At 46.7% G+C, this 17,382-nt stretch carries 14 protein-coding genes; 8 read left to right on the top strand and 6 right to left on the bottom strand.

The features are described from left to right. Positions 1–27: 27 nt before the first annotated feature. Positions 28–2,265, bottom strand: a complete 2,238-nt coding sequence (locus ACY652_RS13740; protein ID WP_462264953.1) for a sodium-translocating pyrophosphatase — start codon at positions 2,263–2,265, stop codon at positions 28–30. Positions 2,266–2,407: 142 nt separating this feature from the next. Here ACY652_RS13740 and ACY652_RS13735 point away from each other — a divergent pair, with 142 nt between their 5' ends. Together ACY652_RS13735 and dacB are read left to right on the top strand one after the other, a co-directional pair. Next, positions 2,408–3,844: an APC family permease gene (locus ACY652_RS13735; RefSeq protein WP_462264952.1), complete on the top strand. Its 1,437-nt coding sequence runs from the start codon at positions 2,408–2,410 to the stop codon at positions 3,842–3,844. Beyond that, positions 3,816–5,228 carry a D-alanyl-D-alanine carboxypeptidase/D-alanyl-D-alanine endopeptidase gene (gene dacB, locus ACY652_RS13730; RefSeq protein WP_462264951.1) on the top strand — a complete coding sequence of 471 codons (1,413 nt, stop codon included), beginning with the start codon at positions 3,816–3,818 and terminating at the stop codon, positions 5,226–5,228. Before ACY652_RS13735 ends, dacB begins: the two co-directional genes overlap by 29 nt. Before the next feature lie 668 nt (positions 5,229–5,896). Here dacB and ACY652_RS13725 read toward each other — a convergent pair. After that, positions 5,897–7,735, bottom strand: coding sequence for a UbiD family decarboxylase (locus ACY652_RS13725; RefSeq protein ID WP_462264950.1), 1,839 nt, complete (start codon positions 7,733–7,735; stop codon positions 5,897–5,899). A 115-nt stretch (positions 7,736–7,850) separates the two neighbouring features. Between ACY652_RS13725 and ACY652_RS13720 the strand changes: the two genes are divergently transcribed. Further along, positions 7,851–8,300: an SRPBCC family protein gene (locus tag ACY652_RS13720; RefSeq protein WP_462264949.1), complete on the top strand. Its 450-nt coding sequence runs from the start codon at positions 7,851–7,853 to the stop codon at positions 8,298–8,300. A 138-nt stretch (positions 8,301–8,438) separates the two neighbouring features. Beyond that, positions 8,439–8,810 carry a response regulator transcription factor gene (locus tag ACY652_RS13715; RefSeq protein WP_462264948.1) on the top strand — a complete coding sequence of 124 codons (372 nt, stop codon included), beginning with the start codon at positions 8,439–8,441 and terminating at the stop codon, positions 8,808–8,810. Positions 8,811–8,877: 67 nt separating this feature from the next. On the opposite strand, the gene ACY652_RS13710 is transcribed toward ACY652_RS13715, so the two are convergent. Next, a complete protein-coding gene (locus ACY652_RS13710) occupies positions 8,878–9,810 on the bottom strand; it encodes a 1-phosphofructokinase family hexose kinase (RefSeq protein ID WP_462264947.1) in 933 nt (310 codons plus the stop codon). A gap of 261 nt (positions 9,811–10,071) precedes the next feature. Between ACY652_RS13710 and ACY652_RS13705 the strand changes: the two genes are divergently transcribed. The 3 genes from ACY652_RS13705 (at position 10,072) to ACY652_RS13695 (ending at position 12,687) form a co-directional block, all read left to right on the top strand. Then, complete coding sequence (locus tag ACY652_RS13705; protein ID WP_462264946.1) at positions 10,072–10,908, top strand: sulfite exporter TauE/SafE family protein; 837 nt, start codon at positions 10,072–10,074, stop codon at positions 10,906–10,908. A gap of 8 nt (positions 10,909–10,916) precedes the next feature. Continuing rightward, positions 10,917–11,303, top strand: coding sequence for a DUF1634 domain-containing protein (locus tag ACY652_RS13700; protein ID WP_462264945.1), 387 nt, complete (start codon positions 10,917–10,919; stop codon positions 11,301–11,303). A gap of 97 nt (positions 11,304–11,400) precedes the next feature. Further along, positions 11,401–12,687, top strand: coding sequence for an alpha/beta fold hydrolase (locus tag ACY652_RS13695; RefSeq protein ID WP_462264944.1), 1,287 nt, complete (start codon positions 11,401–11,403; stop codon positions 12,685–12,687). Between the two features lie 67 nt (positions 12,688–12,754). On the opposite strand, the gene ACY652_RS13690 is transcribed toward ACY652_RS13695, so the two are convergent. Continuing rightward, positions 12,755–13,228 (bottom strand): DinB family protein, encoded by a 474-nt coding sequence (locus ACY652_RS13690; RefSeq protein ID WP_462264943.1) that lies wholly within the window; start codon positions 13,226–13,228, stop codon positions 12,755–12,757. Positions 13,229–13,313: 85 nt separating this feature from the next. Between ACY652_RS13690 and ACY652_RS13685 the strand changes: the two genes are divergently transcribed. After that, complete coding sequence (locus ACY652_RS13685; protein WP_462264942.1) at positions 13,314–15,074, top strand: DUF885 domain-containing protein; 1,761 nt, start codon at positions 13,314–13,316, stop codon at positions 15,072–15,074. Between the two features lie 81 nt (positions 15,075–15,155). Here ACY652_RS13685 and ACY652_RS13680 read toward each other — a convergent pair whose 3' ends face one another. Continuing rightward, positions 15,156–15,545: a response regulator gene (locus ACY652_RS13680; RefSeq protein WP_462264941.1), complete on the bottom strand. Its 390-nt coding sequence runs from the start codon at positions 15,543–15,545 to the stop codon at positions 15,156–15,158. Then, the gene (locus tag ACY652_RS13675; protein ID WP_462264940.1) at positions 15,542–17,092 is read right to left on the bottom strand and encodes a PAS domain-containing sensor histidine kinase; all 1,551 of its coding nucleotides are present in this window, start codon (positions 17,090–17,092) and stop codon (positions 15,542–15,544) included. The genes ACY652_RS13680 and ACY652_RS13675 overlap by 4 nt, the downstream gene beginning before the upstream one ends. Positions 17,093–17,382 lie beyond the last annotated feature (290 nt).

Raw genomic sequence — 17,382 nt, 5'->3', positions numbered from 1 at the left:
CATTAATATATCGTTCAAAAATATAAACTACGCTTTAGTTTTCACATCAACCGTGTGTATAACCATTGATTGCTTTTCAATTTGCTTTTGGATACGCGGGTTCGTATCCACTTCCTTATGCAAATGCGGGGCGATTACTAAAGACACAATGGACATCAGCTTAATCAGGATATTCATTGACGGGCCGGAAGTATCCTTGAAAGGATCACCCACCGTATCACCGGTTACCGAAGCCTTATGCGGCTCGGATTTTTTATAGAAGATTTCACCATTGATTTCTACCCCTTTTTCAAACGATTTCTTGGCATTATCCCAGGCACCACCGGCATTACTCTGGAAAATGCCCATCAGTACGCCCGATACGGTTACACCGGCTAATAAGCCGCCCAATACTTCGGGGCCAAAGGCGAAACCAATCAGGATCGGTGTAATTAATGCAATAGCACCCGGTGCAATCATTTCACGGATAGAAGCCTGGGTAGAGATAGCAACGCATTTATCATATTCGGGCTTGCCGGTATAATCCATAATACCCGGTATCTCGCGGAACTGCCGCCTTACTTCCTGCACCATTGCCATAGCTGCACGGCCTACAGCGGATATACATAAAGCCGAAAAAATAAACGGAATCATGCCGCCTACAAACAGACCGGCCAGCACATCGGCCTTGTAAATATCAATATGTTCAATACCGGCTACACCTACAAAAGCCGCAAACAGCGCCAGCGAGGTAAGTGCCGCAGAAGCAATAGCAAAACCTTTACCGGTAGCAGCGGTGGTATTACCTACCGCATCCAGGTTATCAGTACGGTGGCGCACTTCTTCGGGCAGTTGGTTCATTTCGGCAATGCCGCCTGCGTTGTCGGCAATTGGCCCGAAAGCATCAATAGCCAGTTGCATGGCCGTAGTGGCCATCATACCTGCGGCGGCAATAGCCACGCCATACAGTCCGGCAAAATGGTAAGAGCCATAAATACCGGCAGCCAATACCAGTATCGGGAACACGGTAGATTCCATGCCTACCGCCAAACCGCCAATAATATTGGTAGCATGACCTGTTGAAGATTGCCGGATGATGCTCATTACCGGGCGCTTGCCCATAGCGGTATAGTATTCCGTAATCAATGACATTAGCGTACCTACAACCAGGCCCACAATAATGGATACAAATACACCGGTTTTAGTGAATACCAAAGCGCCTTCCTTCACTTGCCCGGCAGCGGTTAAATCGCGGCTCAGGTACAGATTGCCTTCGGGTAACATCCAATTGACCAGAAAAAACGTGGCAATGGCAGTTAATACAATCGAAGCCCAGTTGCCAAAGTTCAGCGCCTTCTGTACACTGTCGGTTTCGTTTTTAATGCTTACGAAAGAGGCGCTGATGATGGAAAATATCAGTCCCAATCCAGCTATTACCATTGGTAATAATACCGGTGCAATGCCGCCGAAGGCATCATTCGATTTAATTTCACGCCCTAAAACCATAGTTGCTAAAATGGTAGCTACATAAGAACCAAACAAATCAGCACCCATGCCGGCCACGTCGCCCACATTGTCGCCCACATTATCGGCAATGGTAGCAGGGTTGCGCACATCGTCTTCGGGGATGCCCGCTTCTACCTTACCCACCAAATCGGCACCTACATCAGCAGCTTTGGTGTAGATACCGCCGCCCACACGGGCAAACAGTGCAATGGATTCTGCCCCTAATGAAAATCCGGCGAGCACTTCCAATGCTTTCTGCATGGCTTCACCATTCACATTGCCGCCGGTTTTCACCACATACATCTGGTAAAATACAATAAATAACGAACCTAAACCCAGTACCGCTAAACCGGCAACGCCCAGGCCCATCACGGTGCCGCCGGTAAACGATACTTTTAAGGCTTTGGCTAAACTGGTTTTGGCTGCTTCGGTGGTGCGCACATTGGCTTTGGTGGCAATGCGCATCCCTAAGTAACCGGCAAAAGCGGAGAGAAATGCCCCCACTAAAAATGAAATAGCAATTACCGGACTGGATGCTGCTACCGTAGTGCCGGAATAAGCCAGCAGAACAACGGCAATCACCGCAAAATAGCCCAGTACTTTCCATTCGGCTTTCAGAAAAGCCATAGCCCCGTCAGAGATGTAGCCGGCCAGTTCAGTCATTCGGGCATCACCTGCGGGTTGTTTGTTCACCCAGGCCGATTTTACGGCCATCACCGCAATCCCGATCAGCCCGAATACAGGAATCAGGTAGATTAAATAAGTGTTCAGAAAACTCATAAGAAATTGGTTTAGAATAAATTGGTATAAAACGAATGTTGGAAATTTAATCCGTGTTTACAAGTTTCGGCCCTTTTAATTTATATGCGCCTGTGGCTAATTCATTTTTTTGGTTAGTTTAGGAACTTAAAACCTGCTACTGATGACAGATAACGAAGCACAGCCTAAACTAAAGCACGAACTGGGATTGCTGGACGGCACTATGCTGGTGGCCGGCTCCATGATTGGCTCCGGTATTTTTATTGTAAGCGCCGATATCACCCGCAACGTGGGCTCGGCCGGCTGGCTCATCGTGGTATGGCTCATCACCGGTTTTATGACGCTTACCGCTGCCGTAAGCTACGGCGAGTTAAGCGCCATGTTTCCTAAAGCAGGCGGGCAATATGTGTATCTGAAAGAGGCTTACAATAAGCTCATTGCCTTTTTGTACGGCTGGAGTTTTTTTGCGGTGATACAAACCGGTACCATTGCAGCAGTAGGTGTGGCCTTCTCCAAGTTTACAGCTTATTTTATACCGGCAGTAAGCGAGGATAAGGTGCTGTTTGCCGTAGGCAGTTTTCACATTTCTCCCGCGCAGGTATTATCTATTGCTACCATTATCCTGCTTACTTACATCAATACACGCGGGGTAAAGGGAGGAAAGATTATCCAGACCACCTTTACACTTACCAAGCTTTTGAGCCTGTTTGGATTGATTATCTTCGGACTGATCGCCTTGAAGCCTGAGGTATGGCAGGGCAACTGGAGCAACGCCTGGCACATTCAAAAACTGAACACCGATGGCAGCTTTGCCGCTTACACCACCGCTGCTGCTTTGGGAGCTATTGCGGCCTCTATGGTAGGTTCTATATTTAGCAGCGATGCCTGGAATAACGTAACCTTTATTGCCGGCGAAATGAAGAACCCACAGCGCAATGTGGGTTTAAGCTTATTTTTAGGTACGTTGATTGTAACGCTGATTTATGTATCAGCCAACATGATGTATACGGCGGTATTGCCGCTGCACGATATAGCCACTGCTGAAAAAGACCGGGTGGCGGTGGCCGCCTCCCAGGTAATTTTTGGCAATATAGGCACGGTGGTCATCGCCGTAATGATTATGATTTCCACCTTTGGCTGCAACAACGGGTTGATATTGGCAGGTGCGCGCGTGTACTATACCATGGCCAAAGACGGGCTGTTCTTTAAACATGCAGGCACTTTAAATAAAAACGCGGTTCCCGAATTTGGTTTATGGATACAGTGCCTGGTTGCCTCTATACTATGCCTTAGCGGCAAGTATGGCGATTTGCTGGACATGATATCTTTTGTGGTAGTGATATTCTATGTACTTACCATTTTAGGCATCTACATTTTACGGGCCAAACGCCCGGATGCCGAGCGGCCCTATAAGGCGTTTGGATACCCGGTGCTGCCCGCCATCTATATTCTGATGGGACTGGCATTCTGTACGCTGCTCATCATCTACAAACCGAATTTTACCTGGCCCGGCCTGATTATTGTGCTCATCGGCATTCCTATTTATTATATTTCGCAACGGAACGTAAAAGATGAAGATACGGTACTCCCTCTTTCTTAGCTTACTATTTTTTACCTGTTTATCACAGGCGCAAGATTTAAACCAGCAATTACAAACGGCCATTAACCGGCTGCAGCAGGATAGCAACTGCAAATATGCTTCGCTATCATTAACCGTGCTGGATGCCCGCACCGGCGAAACTGTGTTTGCACTCAACCCCAACATGGGCCTGGCTACGGCTTCTACCCTGAAAGTGATTACTTCGGTTACTGCCTTTAACCTGCTGGGCAGTGATTACACTTATCAAACAAAGGTAGGCTATACCGGCAGCCTGGGCGCTGGGGGTGTGCTCAATGGCGATGTGATCATTAAAGGCGGCGGCGACCCTACGCTGGGCAGCTGGCGCTGGGACAGTACCAAAGAAAACCAGGTATTAACTAACATTGTAACTGCCTTGCGCGGTGCAGGAATCCGCAAAATTAACGGGCGGGTGATTGGTGACGACAGCCTGTTCGGCTCCCAGTCTATCCCCGACGGCTGGATATGGCAGGATTTGGGCAATTATTATGGGGCCGGTACTTCCGCCTTGTGCTGGCGTGAAAATTCTTTTGATCTTAAACTGCGGACCGGCGCTATCGATGGTCCGGTTGAGATTGTAAGGGCCGTTCCGGCGGTTCCCTACCTGAATTTCAGAAGTGAACTGCTTACAGGATCCGCCGGTACCGGCGACCGCTCCTACGCTTACCTGCCGGTGGGCAGCAGGGCCATTTACCTGCGTGGCAGCTACGCCACCGACCAAAGTAAGAAAAGTATCTCTGTAGCCCTGCCCGATGCCGCCTATGATGCCGCTTACCGGCTAACTGATACCCTGAACCGCATTGGCATCATGGTAACCGGGCAGCCGCAATCTGCCACCACACCTGGTGCAGACCGGCAGCCGGTACCACAAGCTACGCAAGCACTAACTACGTTGACTTCGCCCTCTTTGAGCAGTATTGTGTACTGGCTCAACAAAAAGAGTGTAAACCTTTACGCCGAGCAGTTACTGAAAACACTGGCCTGGAAGGCTGGCCGCAAGCCCACTACGCTGAATGGCGTAGATGTGGTGCAGCACTTCTGGCGCGATAAAGGCATCGACATAGCCGCCCTGAACATTTATGATGGCAGCGGCCTCTCCCCCGGCGACCGGGTAACCACCCTGGCGATGGCGCGTGTATTGCAATCAGCCACAGGCCAGCCCTGGTACCATGACCTGTACGACAGTTTGCCGGTATATAACGACATGCACATGAAAAGCGGCACCATTGCCGATGTATTAGCCTACGCCGGTTACCAAACCCACCAGGGCCGGCCGCTGTGCTTCTCTATCATCATCAATAATTACAGCGGTTCTTCCGGTGCCATGCGGCAAAAGTTGTTTAAGGTGCTGGATGAGTTGAAGTAAATTTTCGAGTATTGTTTTTCATGAGGCCGGGGATGTGCTACTATGAAATGTTAGTGGATGTTTCTTTTTCCGCAAAAGAAATAGAATCAAAAAGAAAGCCCGTGGCTGCGCCTTATTCTTTGAAGGGGCTGTGCGTAGGCTAATGCTGTGGTTGCCGAAAAAATCAAGGCCACATTGGGCGGATATGAACGGGCTGGTGATATTTACGGTATGTTTCTTTTTAGTGCAAGAATAACCTCCCTCTCCTCCCGGGGAAGGGCAGGATACTTAAATACTTAATCAGCTAATATTATCCCTCATTCAATCCTTCACTCCTTTCATCGCCATTTCACGTGTTGCGCTGGCCCGGCAGCATAAAAAAAGTGTAAACCCAAAGTTTACACTTTTTTAAAAAAATATCATTCAACCAATTGACTATCAATGTATTGAAAAAACACAGGGTTTACACTTTTTAGAGCTTTTAGTTGTGAAATTTAATGCAATTTTTAGTTCTTCCGAACGCTGATGGGCCCGGCAAAAATAGCGGGCCGTGCGTGGGACAAGCGGGCGGAAGCTTTTTTTCTGCCTTGACTTTTTGGTTCTTTTGCGTCAAGACAAAAAATACACAGGCATACCTAAGCATTACCCTACCAAAGCGGATGGCAGTAAACCCGCAACCAAAAATAAATTTATATCAACCCATACAACGCCCCGCCCTTAACTCCCATAGCATCAACCCGCTTCTCTACGGCGGGGTTGCGCTCCAAAACAGGTGCATGATGAGGCTTGATACGGGCATCAATAATAAGCGGTCCTTTGCAGCCCCAGTGCTTATGTTCGGTAAAGCTGTTGATACCCCAAACGTCATGCGAGGGGTTACTGCGGGTAAAGGTAACCCAAATCAGATTATTGATCTTTTCGGCAGTAAATCCGGTATCATCACACAGTACCATAAGCGGCAGACCGTTTAAGTCTGCGTGTTTCAGGTAAGCGTTCAATATTTCAACCTGCTGTCCGGTTTCAACCTCATCTGTATAACGCGGCGCCTCAACAGCCAACACACCGTGCATAGCCAGCTTAAAGTTAGTGAATGGCCGGGGTAAACTGAAAGCTGCCGGAAGTTCGGCCCAAAGCTGTCGCTTCACCTCACCCGCCACCGTAACAGCCAGTTTGCTGCCCGAGTTAAGGCCGCTGCCACTGTAATCAAGCGTGTCAATGGTAGTTTTAGTATAAAAATGCAGGTCGCGGGTAAGGTCTACCCGTTCTAACACATGTTGCAGGAAACCGGCTATGTCCTGAATGTTTAAAGCCGGGTTATCTTCTTTAGCTGCAATGAAAAGATATTTAGCCAAACTCAGTTGGTTTTTACCCAATATGTGGTTAGCGATGGTAAGAATCTCCTGCGGACGGCGTTCCTTCAAATAAGGCGTATATCGCTCACTGCCAATAGCGAACAGCAGCGGGTGCACACCGGCGGCATCCACAGCGTTCACCGCATGCAAGCCCGGAATTTCTTTGGGCAGTGCCGAACCGGTAATTTCATGAATGAGCGCCCCGAAACTGGTATCTTCCTGCGGCGGGCGGCCCACTACGGTGAACGACCAGATGGCATTTTTACGGTGATACACATTATGCACCTTCAGCAGCGGGAACGGGTGTGTTAAGCTGTAATAGCCCAAATGATCGCCAAACGGCCCTTCCGGCTTGTTCTGGTGGGGCATCACGGTACAGGTAATCACAAAGTCGGCATCGGCAGAAATGCAAAAACCTTCTTTATCATAAAAATACCTAAAACGGCGGTTACCCAGCGCGCCGGCAAAGGTCATTTCAGATAAGCCCTCGGGTAAAGGCATTACCGCCGCTACCGGGTGCGAGGGCGGGCCGCCTACAAATATGCTCACCTTTAGGGGCTGCCCTAAGGCATTGGCTTTGGTTTGATGCACCCCAATGCCGCGGTGCAGCTGGTAATGCAAACCGATCTCATTATTCAACACATACTCATTACCGGCCAGTTGTATGCGGTACATGCCTAAATTGGCACTCATCACGCCGGGACGGTCGGCATCCTCGGTGTATACCTGGGGCATGGTAACAAACGGGCCGCCATCCATCGGCCAGTTTACAATCCGGGGCAACTCACTGATCTGTGTGCGCCCGAAGCTGATGGGGGCATTCCGGCCTACCCGCATTGGCAGTGCCGATAACGCCGTAAATGCTACATTGGCATACCTAAAAGGCCGTTTAACAGCCTTTACCGGATCATTTTTGAGTTCTACCAACGTCTTGATCTTTTCAAGCGTATCCCTGAAAATAAACTCCGAGCGCTGCAGCGTACCAAACAGGTTAGATACCGCCGGGAACTTACTTCCTTTTACATTTTCAAAAAGGATAGCCGGTCCCTGGCGCTCAAATACCCGCAGATGTATAGCGGCCATTTCGAGGTAAGGATCCACTTCCTGCCTGATACGGATGAGATGACCGTGTTTTTCCAGATCGGTAAGGCAGGCTTGTAAACTGTTGTATCCCATGCAGTGTAAATAAGCAAATTACAAAAGTACTTAAAAACACCCGAAAGGCGCAGATGTTAACTTGCCTGAAACTTATTTAACTTCTGTGTGTGATATAAGCAATAAAACAGATACTATGGAAAACCAAGAAACCAAAGTGGGCACTGAAAAGGAATTTTCGGTACCCGTTGAACGACTGTACGCAGCGTGGACTACCCCTGAAGATTTAAAGCAGTGGTGGAAACCATCTGAAAACCACTTAACCAATGTGGAACTGGATAACAAAGAAGGCGGACAAATTAAATATGAATTTGATAATAAAGAAGGGCAGCATGTAGTTACCATTACCGGCCAGTACAAAGAGGTGAAACCGAATGAGAAATTGGTTTACACCTGGAACTGGGATATTGCCAGCGGTAATGTAAAGGAAAGCGACCACCAGCTAACTATTGAATTTTCAGCAGAAGGTAGTGGCAGCAAACTAACCGTATTACAGGAGAACTTTGAAAATGGTGAGGCCGTAAAACCCCATGAAGAAGGCTGGGAAAAAGCGCTGAATGATCTAAGTGATTATCTAAGCAAATAATTTATCTAAGAGTTAAACCTCCGCTTTACACAGCAGTCTAATTAAACAGCAGGCACTAATAAAGCCGGCTTGCCGGCCTTAATTTTTTAAAAAATGTTGTAACTGCTGATTTAGCGCATCAAAATATTAAATCTCTTAATGACGATAAATAAAATACTCATAGCTGATGATGACCCGGGCATTGTGGATGTATTAAGGTTGATGCTGGAACTGGAAGGCTATGAAGTAAGCCATACCTATACCGGCGATATCTTACTCAACCTGATTGGTAATATGCCCGATTTGATACTGCTGGATATTAATCTGGGGCATCATGACGGGAGGTTGCTTTGCCGCGCCTTAAAAAGTGCAGATGAAACCAGGAATATTCCGGTATTAATGATTTCTGCAAATTACAATATTGATGCCTCCGCCCGCGAATCTGGTGCGGATGACTTTGTGCCCAAGCCTTTTGATATGACTGATCTGCTGACCAAGGTTGCTAATCTCTTACACCGTAATGCGGCATAATGTACCTGCCAATAAAAATGCCTGCTCTTTTTTAAAGCAGGCATTTTTATTGGTACAGAGGTACTGATTATACTTTTAACAGCTGTTCGTACAGCTTCATTGCTTCATCCCGGTTAAATAGCTCGGTTCCGGGGTTCATGGTAGTAGCGCTGCCGCAGGCAATACCCATACGCGCCATTTGTTTAATATTCATTCCTTTCTCACAGCCATATACCAAACCGGCAACCATGCTGTCGCCGGCGCCCACGGTGCTTCGTTTAGGCACCTGGGGGGCAGGTATTAGTTCACTATAATCTTTGGTTACAATTACAGCGCCCAGTTCTCCCATCGATACTACAATAATTTCGCATTTACCTCTATCTATAATCTGCCGTGCAGCCTCAGTTACCGATTGCTCATCTTCGGTTTTGATTCCGGTAAGTTTACCCAGTTCATTCTGGTTGGGTTTAAGCAGATATACCCCTTCCTCCACAGCAGATTTAAGCGCTTCGCCCGAGGTATCAACAATCAGCCTGGCATCGTCCTGCCGGGCTATGCGGGCTATTTTTGCAATAAAATCATTGTGCATACCCGGCGGCATACTGCCGCTAATTACAATAAACTTGGGTTTGGGCGATAACTGTTTGATAGCATTCACAATCTCACGTTCCTCTTTCTGGTGCAAGGCTACCGCCGGCATGCCAAAGCGGTATTGCTCACCTACAGAGCGGTCTACCACAATAAAGTTTTGCCGTGTCATATTCTCGGTAAGTACAGGCTGGTAGTTGATGCGTTCCTCTTTCAGTAATTTTTCCAGTAACTGGCCTGTTATGCCGCCGGAAGGGAAAATAGCTACCGAATTTACGTTTAACCTTTTGAGCGCACGTGATACATTAATACCGCCGCCGCCGGGCTCAAATACGGCAGGCTCGCAGGCCAGTTTGTGGTCGGGCATTAACTTTTCAACACTGGTGCTTTTATCAATGGTGGGGCTTAGGGTAATAGTTACAATGTGCTTCATATAATATCTGATGCCGGATCACAAATTCAGTTGAGTGTACGTCTGCCGCTGATAACTATGCGAGATGTTTCTGAGCTGCCGCAGGATACTTTTTACTCAGCGCAATGTTATGCAATATTTTAAATCAAGTGTACAACGTACACAATTTATTATTGTTGCCAATGAATTTAAATTAACACGATAAAAGGGCAGTAATTATAACCAACAACAGCAAATAGGCAAAGGAATATTTAATTTAGCAGGCTATAAACAGATAAGGCCATGTCGGTAATTGTATTAACGCTCATCATTATGGCAGGGGCTTACGCTGCAGGACTGTTAGGTTCATTAACCGGCCTTGGCGGCGGTGTGGTCATCATTCCGCTGCTTACCATTGTATTGCATGTAAACATACATTATGCCATAGGCGCGTCCCTTATCTCGGTAATCGCTACTTCATCGGGTTCGGCTGCTGCCTATGTAAGAGAGGGTATTACCAATATCCGCATCGGTATGTTCCTGGAAATTGCCACTACAATGGGTGCATTTGTGGGCGCCATGCTGGCCTTATATGTACATACGGGCTTTATTGCGGTGCTGTTTGGTGCAATCCTCATTTTTTCGGCTGTTATGTCATTAAAAAAGAAGGCAGAGGTAATTAACGGGCAACCTTCCAAAGCAGCGGCTTTACTCAAGTTAAGCGGCAGTTATCCCAACGGTAATGAAACCACAACCTATGGCGTTCAGCGGGTAGGCGGCGGTTTTGCCATGATGCTCTTTGCCGGTATCATCTCCGGGCTGCTGGGTATAGGTTCAGGAGCGCTGAAGGTGATCGCTATGGATACCATTATGCGTATACCCTTCAAGGTATCCACCACCACCAGTAACTTCATGATCGGGGTTACGGCTGCAGCAAGCGCCGTAGTATACCTGCAGCGCGGCTATATTGATCCCGGCCTTTCCATGCCGGTGGTAATCGGGGTATTATTAGGCGCTTTAACCGGCTCAAAAATACTGGTACATACCCAATCTTCCCAATGGCTGCGCTGGATGTTTGCCATAGTAGTTACCTTTCTGGCTGTGCAAATGATGTATAATGGTATTACCGGTAAAATTTAACTATGAAAATGGCTCCTGTAAAATTTAAAGATACCGACATTCAAAGCTTCATAGGCTGGATACTGAGAGCCGGCGTAATGGTATCGATGCTGGTTGTACTGGCAGGTGGCGCCCTATACCTTTACAGGCATGGTGCTGAGCGGATAAGCTATGCAAAATTTAATGGTGTACCCGAGTTTGTACATTCGCCTCGGGGAATATGGAATGGTATATTGGGTTTACGGGGACGTGCCATTATACAAGCCGGTATCTTATTATTAATAATAACACCGGTACTGCGCGTAATAGTTTCGGGTATTGGTTTTATGTTAGAAAAGGATTACCTGTATACTGGCATTTCGGTATTGGTGTTGCTTATTATTATTTTAAGCGCATTAAGCGGCCATGGCGGCTGATTAATACCAATGATATTTATACAGGCAGCAGCATACCAAGCAATGCACCTGCTGTTAAGCTGATATTATTTATAAGTTTGCATAAGAAATTGAATGTATGAAAAAAGCGTTACTGTTCTTTAGTTTTGCCTTATCGGCTTTAACTGCGTATTGCCAAACCGAACCTGTAACTTACCGCACGCAAATCAACCGGCTGATCCACTTTTATAACCAGAACCAGCCCGATAGCATATTCAGGATGTTTGCGGCCAACGTAACCACTAAAATAACGCCGGCGCAAAATAAGGCCAGCATCAGCCAGCTGCAAACCAGCCTGGGCGAGTTTCAGCAGGCTACCTTTGTGAGCATTGACAGTAACGTGGCTACTTATAAAGGCGATTTTAAAAAGGCAGCCGCTACCATGCGCATCAGCCTGAATAACCGCAGCCAGTTAGCGGGCTTGTTCTTTTCCAACTACCAGCCCAAGGTTACCGCCGCGCCCGAAGGAAATCCTTACATTACCGAATCGCCATTTACCTACAAAAGCCTGACCAGTACCATATCCGGAACATTGGGGTTACCCAAAAATGCAACGGGAAAAATACCGGTAGTATTGATTATTGCAGGCTCCGGCCCTACCGACCGTAATGGCAACAGCAGTGCAGGTTTGTCGGCTAATACCTACCAGTTACTGGCTTACGATTTGGCCAAGAATGGCATTGCTACCCTGCGGTATGACAAGCGGACTATTGGCGGCCAGTACAGTAGCCTGGCAAGCGAAAAAAATCTGCGCTTCGATAATTTTGTAGATGATGCCGTGGGCCTGATTACCCAGTTGCATGATGATCCCCGCTTTTCGAAAGTTGTTATCTTCGGGCACAGCGAAGGCTCATTGGTGGGTATGCTGGCAGCAGACGGCGAACCGGCTGACGGCTTTATTTCGGTAGCCGGTGCCGGGATAATGGCAGATAAGATCATGACGGACCAGATGAAATCGCAGCCTGAGTTTATTCGTAATAACTTTAAAGCCGTGTTGGATACCATGCGCAAAGGCAAACTGAATGAAAAGGTAGACCCGGCATTGTACAGTATAATCCGCCCAAGTATTCAACCCTATTTAGGCTCATGGTTCCGGCATGATCCGGCGAAAGACATTAAAAAACTGCGCATCCCGATATTGATAATTCAAGGCACTAATGATTTGCAGGTAAGCGTAGATAATGCCGAAAAGCTGAAGAAAGCAAAATCAGATGCACAACTGGTGCTGATTACCGGCATGAACCATATCCTGAAACAGGCACCGCTTACGCGCGACCAGAATCTGGCTACATACGGAAACCCCGACCTGCCGGTAGACCCAACGCTGGTAAGTACGGTAGTATCCTTTGTAAATAAGTTGAAATAACCCGAAGAATTACAAGCGGAACACCCTTCATAATGCAACTATGAAGGGCGTTGCGCTTTTGGCAGGTTCATGATTTCCAGCAGCCCAACAACCGCCGCAACACAATAATTTCGGCGGTGTGGTAGGCATTGTGGTCGGCTAGCTGCAAGGCCTCACGCAACAAGGTTTGCCCTTGCCCATGCGGTATCTTCGTAAACAGATCGCCTTGTTGTATCAGGCTGATAAATTCTTCTTTATCTTTCCCAATCTGCACTAACGTTTGGTTCCAGGCTTCCGGGTCAGCAGGGGCGGCTTCCTTCGGCCAGTAATCATCGGGCCATTTGGGCGATTGATGGCTGCCATCCTTACTAAATTCAAGCATATCCCATTGCGCAATGCGGATGTGTTCGGCCAGTTGCCATATACTATAAGGTAAACCATAAGGTCGTTCTCCAATAGCTGTTGGAGGTATATCAGCCAGTGCATCTTCCAGCGTGGCGTGGGCGCCTCCGCCGTTAATCAGCTTAAGCAGTTCTTCAGTCAACAATGCGGTATTATCCATAGGTAAAAACGTAAAAGGTAATGGTTAATTAATTCAGATATGGTGCAAAAGTTTTATGTTTATGCATCTTAATTATCCTGATAACGTGTTAAAAAAACTAATACCCCTGGCAGCGGTAGTATGCCTGCTTTCGGCCTGCAAAAAAGACAGCATGGGCGGCCAGGCCCAGCTTACTTATGACGATACCGCCTTTGCCCGGTATGAAAATCATTTTTTGGAAGCTTTATGGAAGCTGGAACCTATGCGGGCTACCGAAACCGGCTATCATCAGTATGACAGCCTGCTGGCAGTACCTGACGGCGCTTACTATAAAAAGTATGTCAACTTCGCCAAGGCAAATGCCGATTCACTGAGCCATTATGAGGCCGGCAAACTCTCCGATGCCAACAAAACAGATTTTAAGCTGATACAAAACGAAACCGACCGCATGTTGTGGAGCGCACAAAGCCTCAAAGAGCGGGAATGGAATCCGGCCAGCTTCAATATCATCAGCACCTTCGCTTATATGCTGAACGAGAAGTATGCACCGCTCAGTAAACGTTTAACGGCCATGTACCAGCGGATGGCCTTTGTGCCGGCTTACTACAAGGAGGCACAAAAACAGTTGAAGACCCCGGTAAGCGAATATACACAGTTGGCTACTGACCAGCTGAACGGCAGCCTGGATGTGCTGGACAAGGACTTTGCCGACTCGCTAAAAAAATCGAAGATCCCAGCACCCGAGCAAACCAAAATGCTGGAACGGGCCAGGTTGGCAGTACAAGCTGTAAAAGGCTATACCGGCTGGCTGCAAACGCTGAAGAGCGATAAAAGCCGAAGTTTCAGGTTAGGCAGGGAATTATATACAGAAAAATTCAAGTTTGATATACAGTCGGCCAGCACGCCGCAGCAGGTATATAATGCAGCTGTGGAGCGCAAAAAGTACCTGCACCGCGAGATGGTGAAAATAAGCCGCAAGCTATGGCCCCAATATTTTGGCAAGACCGCTATGCCGCAGGATAGTTTGACCATGATAACTAAACTGATTGATACCATTGCGGGCAAACATGCAAAACAAAGCGAATTTCAATCGGCTATTGAGCAGCAGATACCCAAGCTTACCGCTTTTGTAAAGGCAAAAAATCTGTTAACACTCGATCCTTCCAAGCCGCTCATCATCCGGCGCGAGCCGGCCTACATGGCTGGTGTAGCGGTTGCCTCTGTAGGTGCGCCCGGCCCTTATGATAAGGGCGGCAACACTTACTTTAATGTGGGCAACATCAGCGGATACAGCGCCGCTAAAGCCGAAAGCTTTTTACGCGAATATAATAACTACACGCTGCAAATTTTATGTATACACGAGGCCATACCAGGCCATTACACACAGTTAGTGTATGCCAACCAGTCGCCCAGCCTTATTAAATCGGTATTGGGCAACGGGGCCATGATTGAAGGCTGGGCGGTATATACGGAGCAGATGATGCTGGAAAGCGGTTATGGCAATAACGAACCTGAACTGTGGCTGATGTGGTATAAATGGAATTTACGCTCGGTAGCCAACATGATATTGGATTACAGCGTACATACGCAAAATATGAGTAGAGGCGATGCCTTGGCGCTGCTCACCCGCGAGGCATTTCAGGAACAGGCCGAGGCCGAAGGCAAATGGAAAAGGGTTACCCTAAGCAGTGTGCAGCTTAGCAGTTACTACACCGGCTATAAAGAGATTATTGATTTGCGAGAGGCTTACAAGAAAAAGCAAGCCGACAAATATAAAATAAAAGACTTTAACGAAAAGTTTTTAAGCTATGGCAGCGCACCGGTGCCTTATATACGCGAACTGATGCTGAATAAACAAGGCGGATAAAACACATCATACACTAAAGAGCCATACAGCCGGTACCCGGATGGTAACGGCTGTATGGTTTAAGGTAAATTGAATTGCGTATTAATTTTTCCCGATAAAGAAATTATCATTCTCTGTGGTACTTTGTACCTGGTTAATCAGTTTATCTAAATCGAAAGGCTTGGCAATAAAGCCATCAGCCCGTGCTTCTTCCGCAATTTTACGGCCATCGGTACTGGCCGATATAACAAGCACAGGCAAAAACTGAGTATCCGGGTTTTGCTTCAATTGCTTTACCACCTGATCGCCGGATAATACCGGCATCCACAGATCTATCAGCAGCAGATCGGGCTGGTGCGTTTCAATTTGCTGATATACATTCAAACTATTTGATTCGGCTATCACTTCAAAGCCGCTGTCTTCAAGCACCAGGGTCAGCATATCTAATATGCCCTCATCATCATCGCAAATCAATATCTTTTTAGCGCTCATTCTGCTTTCCCTTCTTCTAAAGGTAATGTAAAACTAAATGTTGATCCTTTTGCTATCTCGCTGTCTACCCAAAGCGAACCGCCGTGATTTTTTATAATCTGGTCACAAACATATAAACCGATACCCATACCGGGGAACCGCTGCTGCACATTGCCTACGCGGTAAAAGCGGTCAAATATACGTTTCTGGTCATCTGTGTTAATGCCCATGCCATAATCGGTTACCGAAACCTTGATATAATTACTTACCAGCGAAGTATATACCAAAATTTCTTTCGAGTCGGGCGCATATTTTATAGCGTTTGACAGCAGGTTGCTAACTACCTGTATGATATGCGACTCATCGCCGTTATAAGTTGTAATTGCCCTGCTCTTAACCGTTATATGATGTGATGGTGTAGCTGCCTGAATACCTTCAACAGTATCCTTTATCATCTTATCAAAATCAAAAGCCTCTTTATGCAAGCTTATTAAACCGGATTGCAGGCGAGATACATCCAGTAACTCACTGATTAAATCATTCAGCCGGTTTATGTGTATCGTAGTTTTGTCTACAATGCTTTTAAACTTATCACTGGCATCTGCAGGCATAAATTTAGACATCATCTGCACAAAACCCTTAACCGTGGTAAGCGGGGTTTTTAATTCGTGGCTGGCAATGGAAAGAAAATCATCCTTGCGCTTCTCAATATCTCTGCGCTCGGTAATATCTTCAATAGCAATAAGAATGCGGTCTTTATGGCTGCCTTCAAATTCTACCCGGTAAGCATTTACCAGCATTAGTTTTTTACCGATGTGCGGAAAATCATGTTCCACCTCAAAATCCAGCACGGGGTTGCTGGTAGGTAATACCTGCTCCAGCATGGAGCGTAATTTTCCTATGCTCCATTGGCCGTTACCCAATTCAAAAAGCAGTTTACCCTCAGTTTCCTCACGGGATACTTTGAATATGCGTAAAAAGTGCTCATTTACACTTAATATGTTACTCTGGGCATCCAGCACAATCAGGCTCTCACGTACGGTTTCAACAATACTGCTCAGGTACTCTTCACTTTCACGCAGGCTTTTGGTACGCTCGGCGATCTTCTTTTCCATCTGGTCCTGTTGCTGCTTCAACTCGCGCTCTGCCTGCTTACGGCGGCTGATGTCATTCTGTACCCCTATAAAATGGGTAACTGTTCCCGCTTCATCTTTAATAGGCGACATATACAGCTCGTTCCAGAACAACGTACCATTCTTTTTATAATTTCTGATCTCCACCACGCAGGATTCGCCCTGCTCTACCGCATCGCGTATAATTTTCCGCTCAGGTTGATTGCGGTCGTCTTTTTGCAGAAAACGGCAGTTATGCCCTATAATCTCTTTACGGGTGTAGCCGGTTAATCTTTCAAAAGCGGCGTTGGAGTAAATAATAGGATTATCCGGAAGCTGATTATCGGTAATAATAATACCGGTGATGCTGGCATCCAGCGCTTTGGTCAGCAATTCAAAATCCTGCCTTATAGAATTGTTAGAGAATGAAAATTCTCCGGTATTTGAGATGCTCAATGTAAATGCCCTGTATATATTGTTGTATACTGCTATTATTATAACACGCAAAGATTATAGCTGTAATAAATTACAACGCCAATTGCGCGCTACGATGCATTAACCAATAATTTTAGGGGAGGTTTCAAATATATAAAAAAGCCGTTATGCATAACAACACTGCGCCTGCTAAAAGAAATTTACTTTACCACTAAAAGTTTTGCGCAAAAGCAGCGGCTTGCGCAGTATTGCACAACTAAGTATAAAGGCGAATACAGATATTTCGTTATGTTTGTAAAAGAATAACGAAA

Source organism: Mucilaginibacter sp. (genome assembly GCF_965200995.1).
In the GTDB taxonomy this organism is placed as follows: Bacteria; Bacteroidota; Bacteroidia; order Sphingobacteriales; family Sphingobacteriaceae; genus Mucilaginibacter.
Note: the sequence above shows the minus strand (reverse complement) of the source record. Positions and strands in the feature narration are given on the sequence as shown.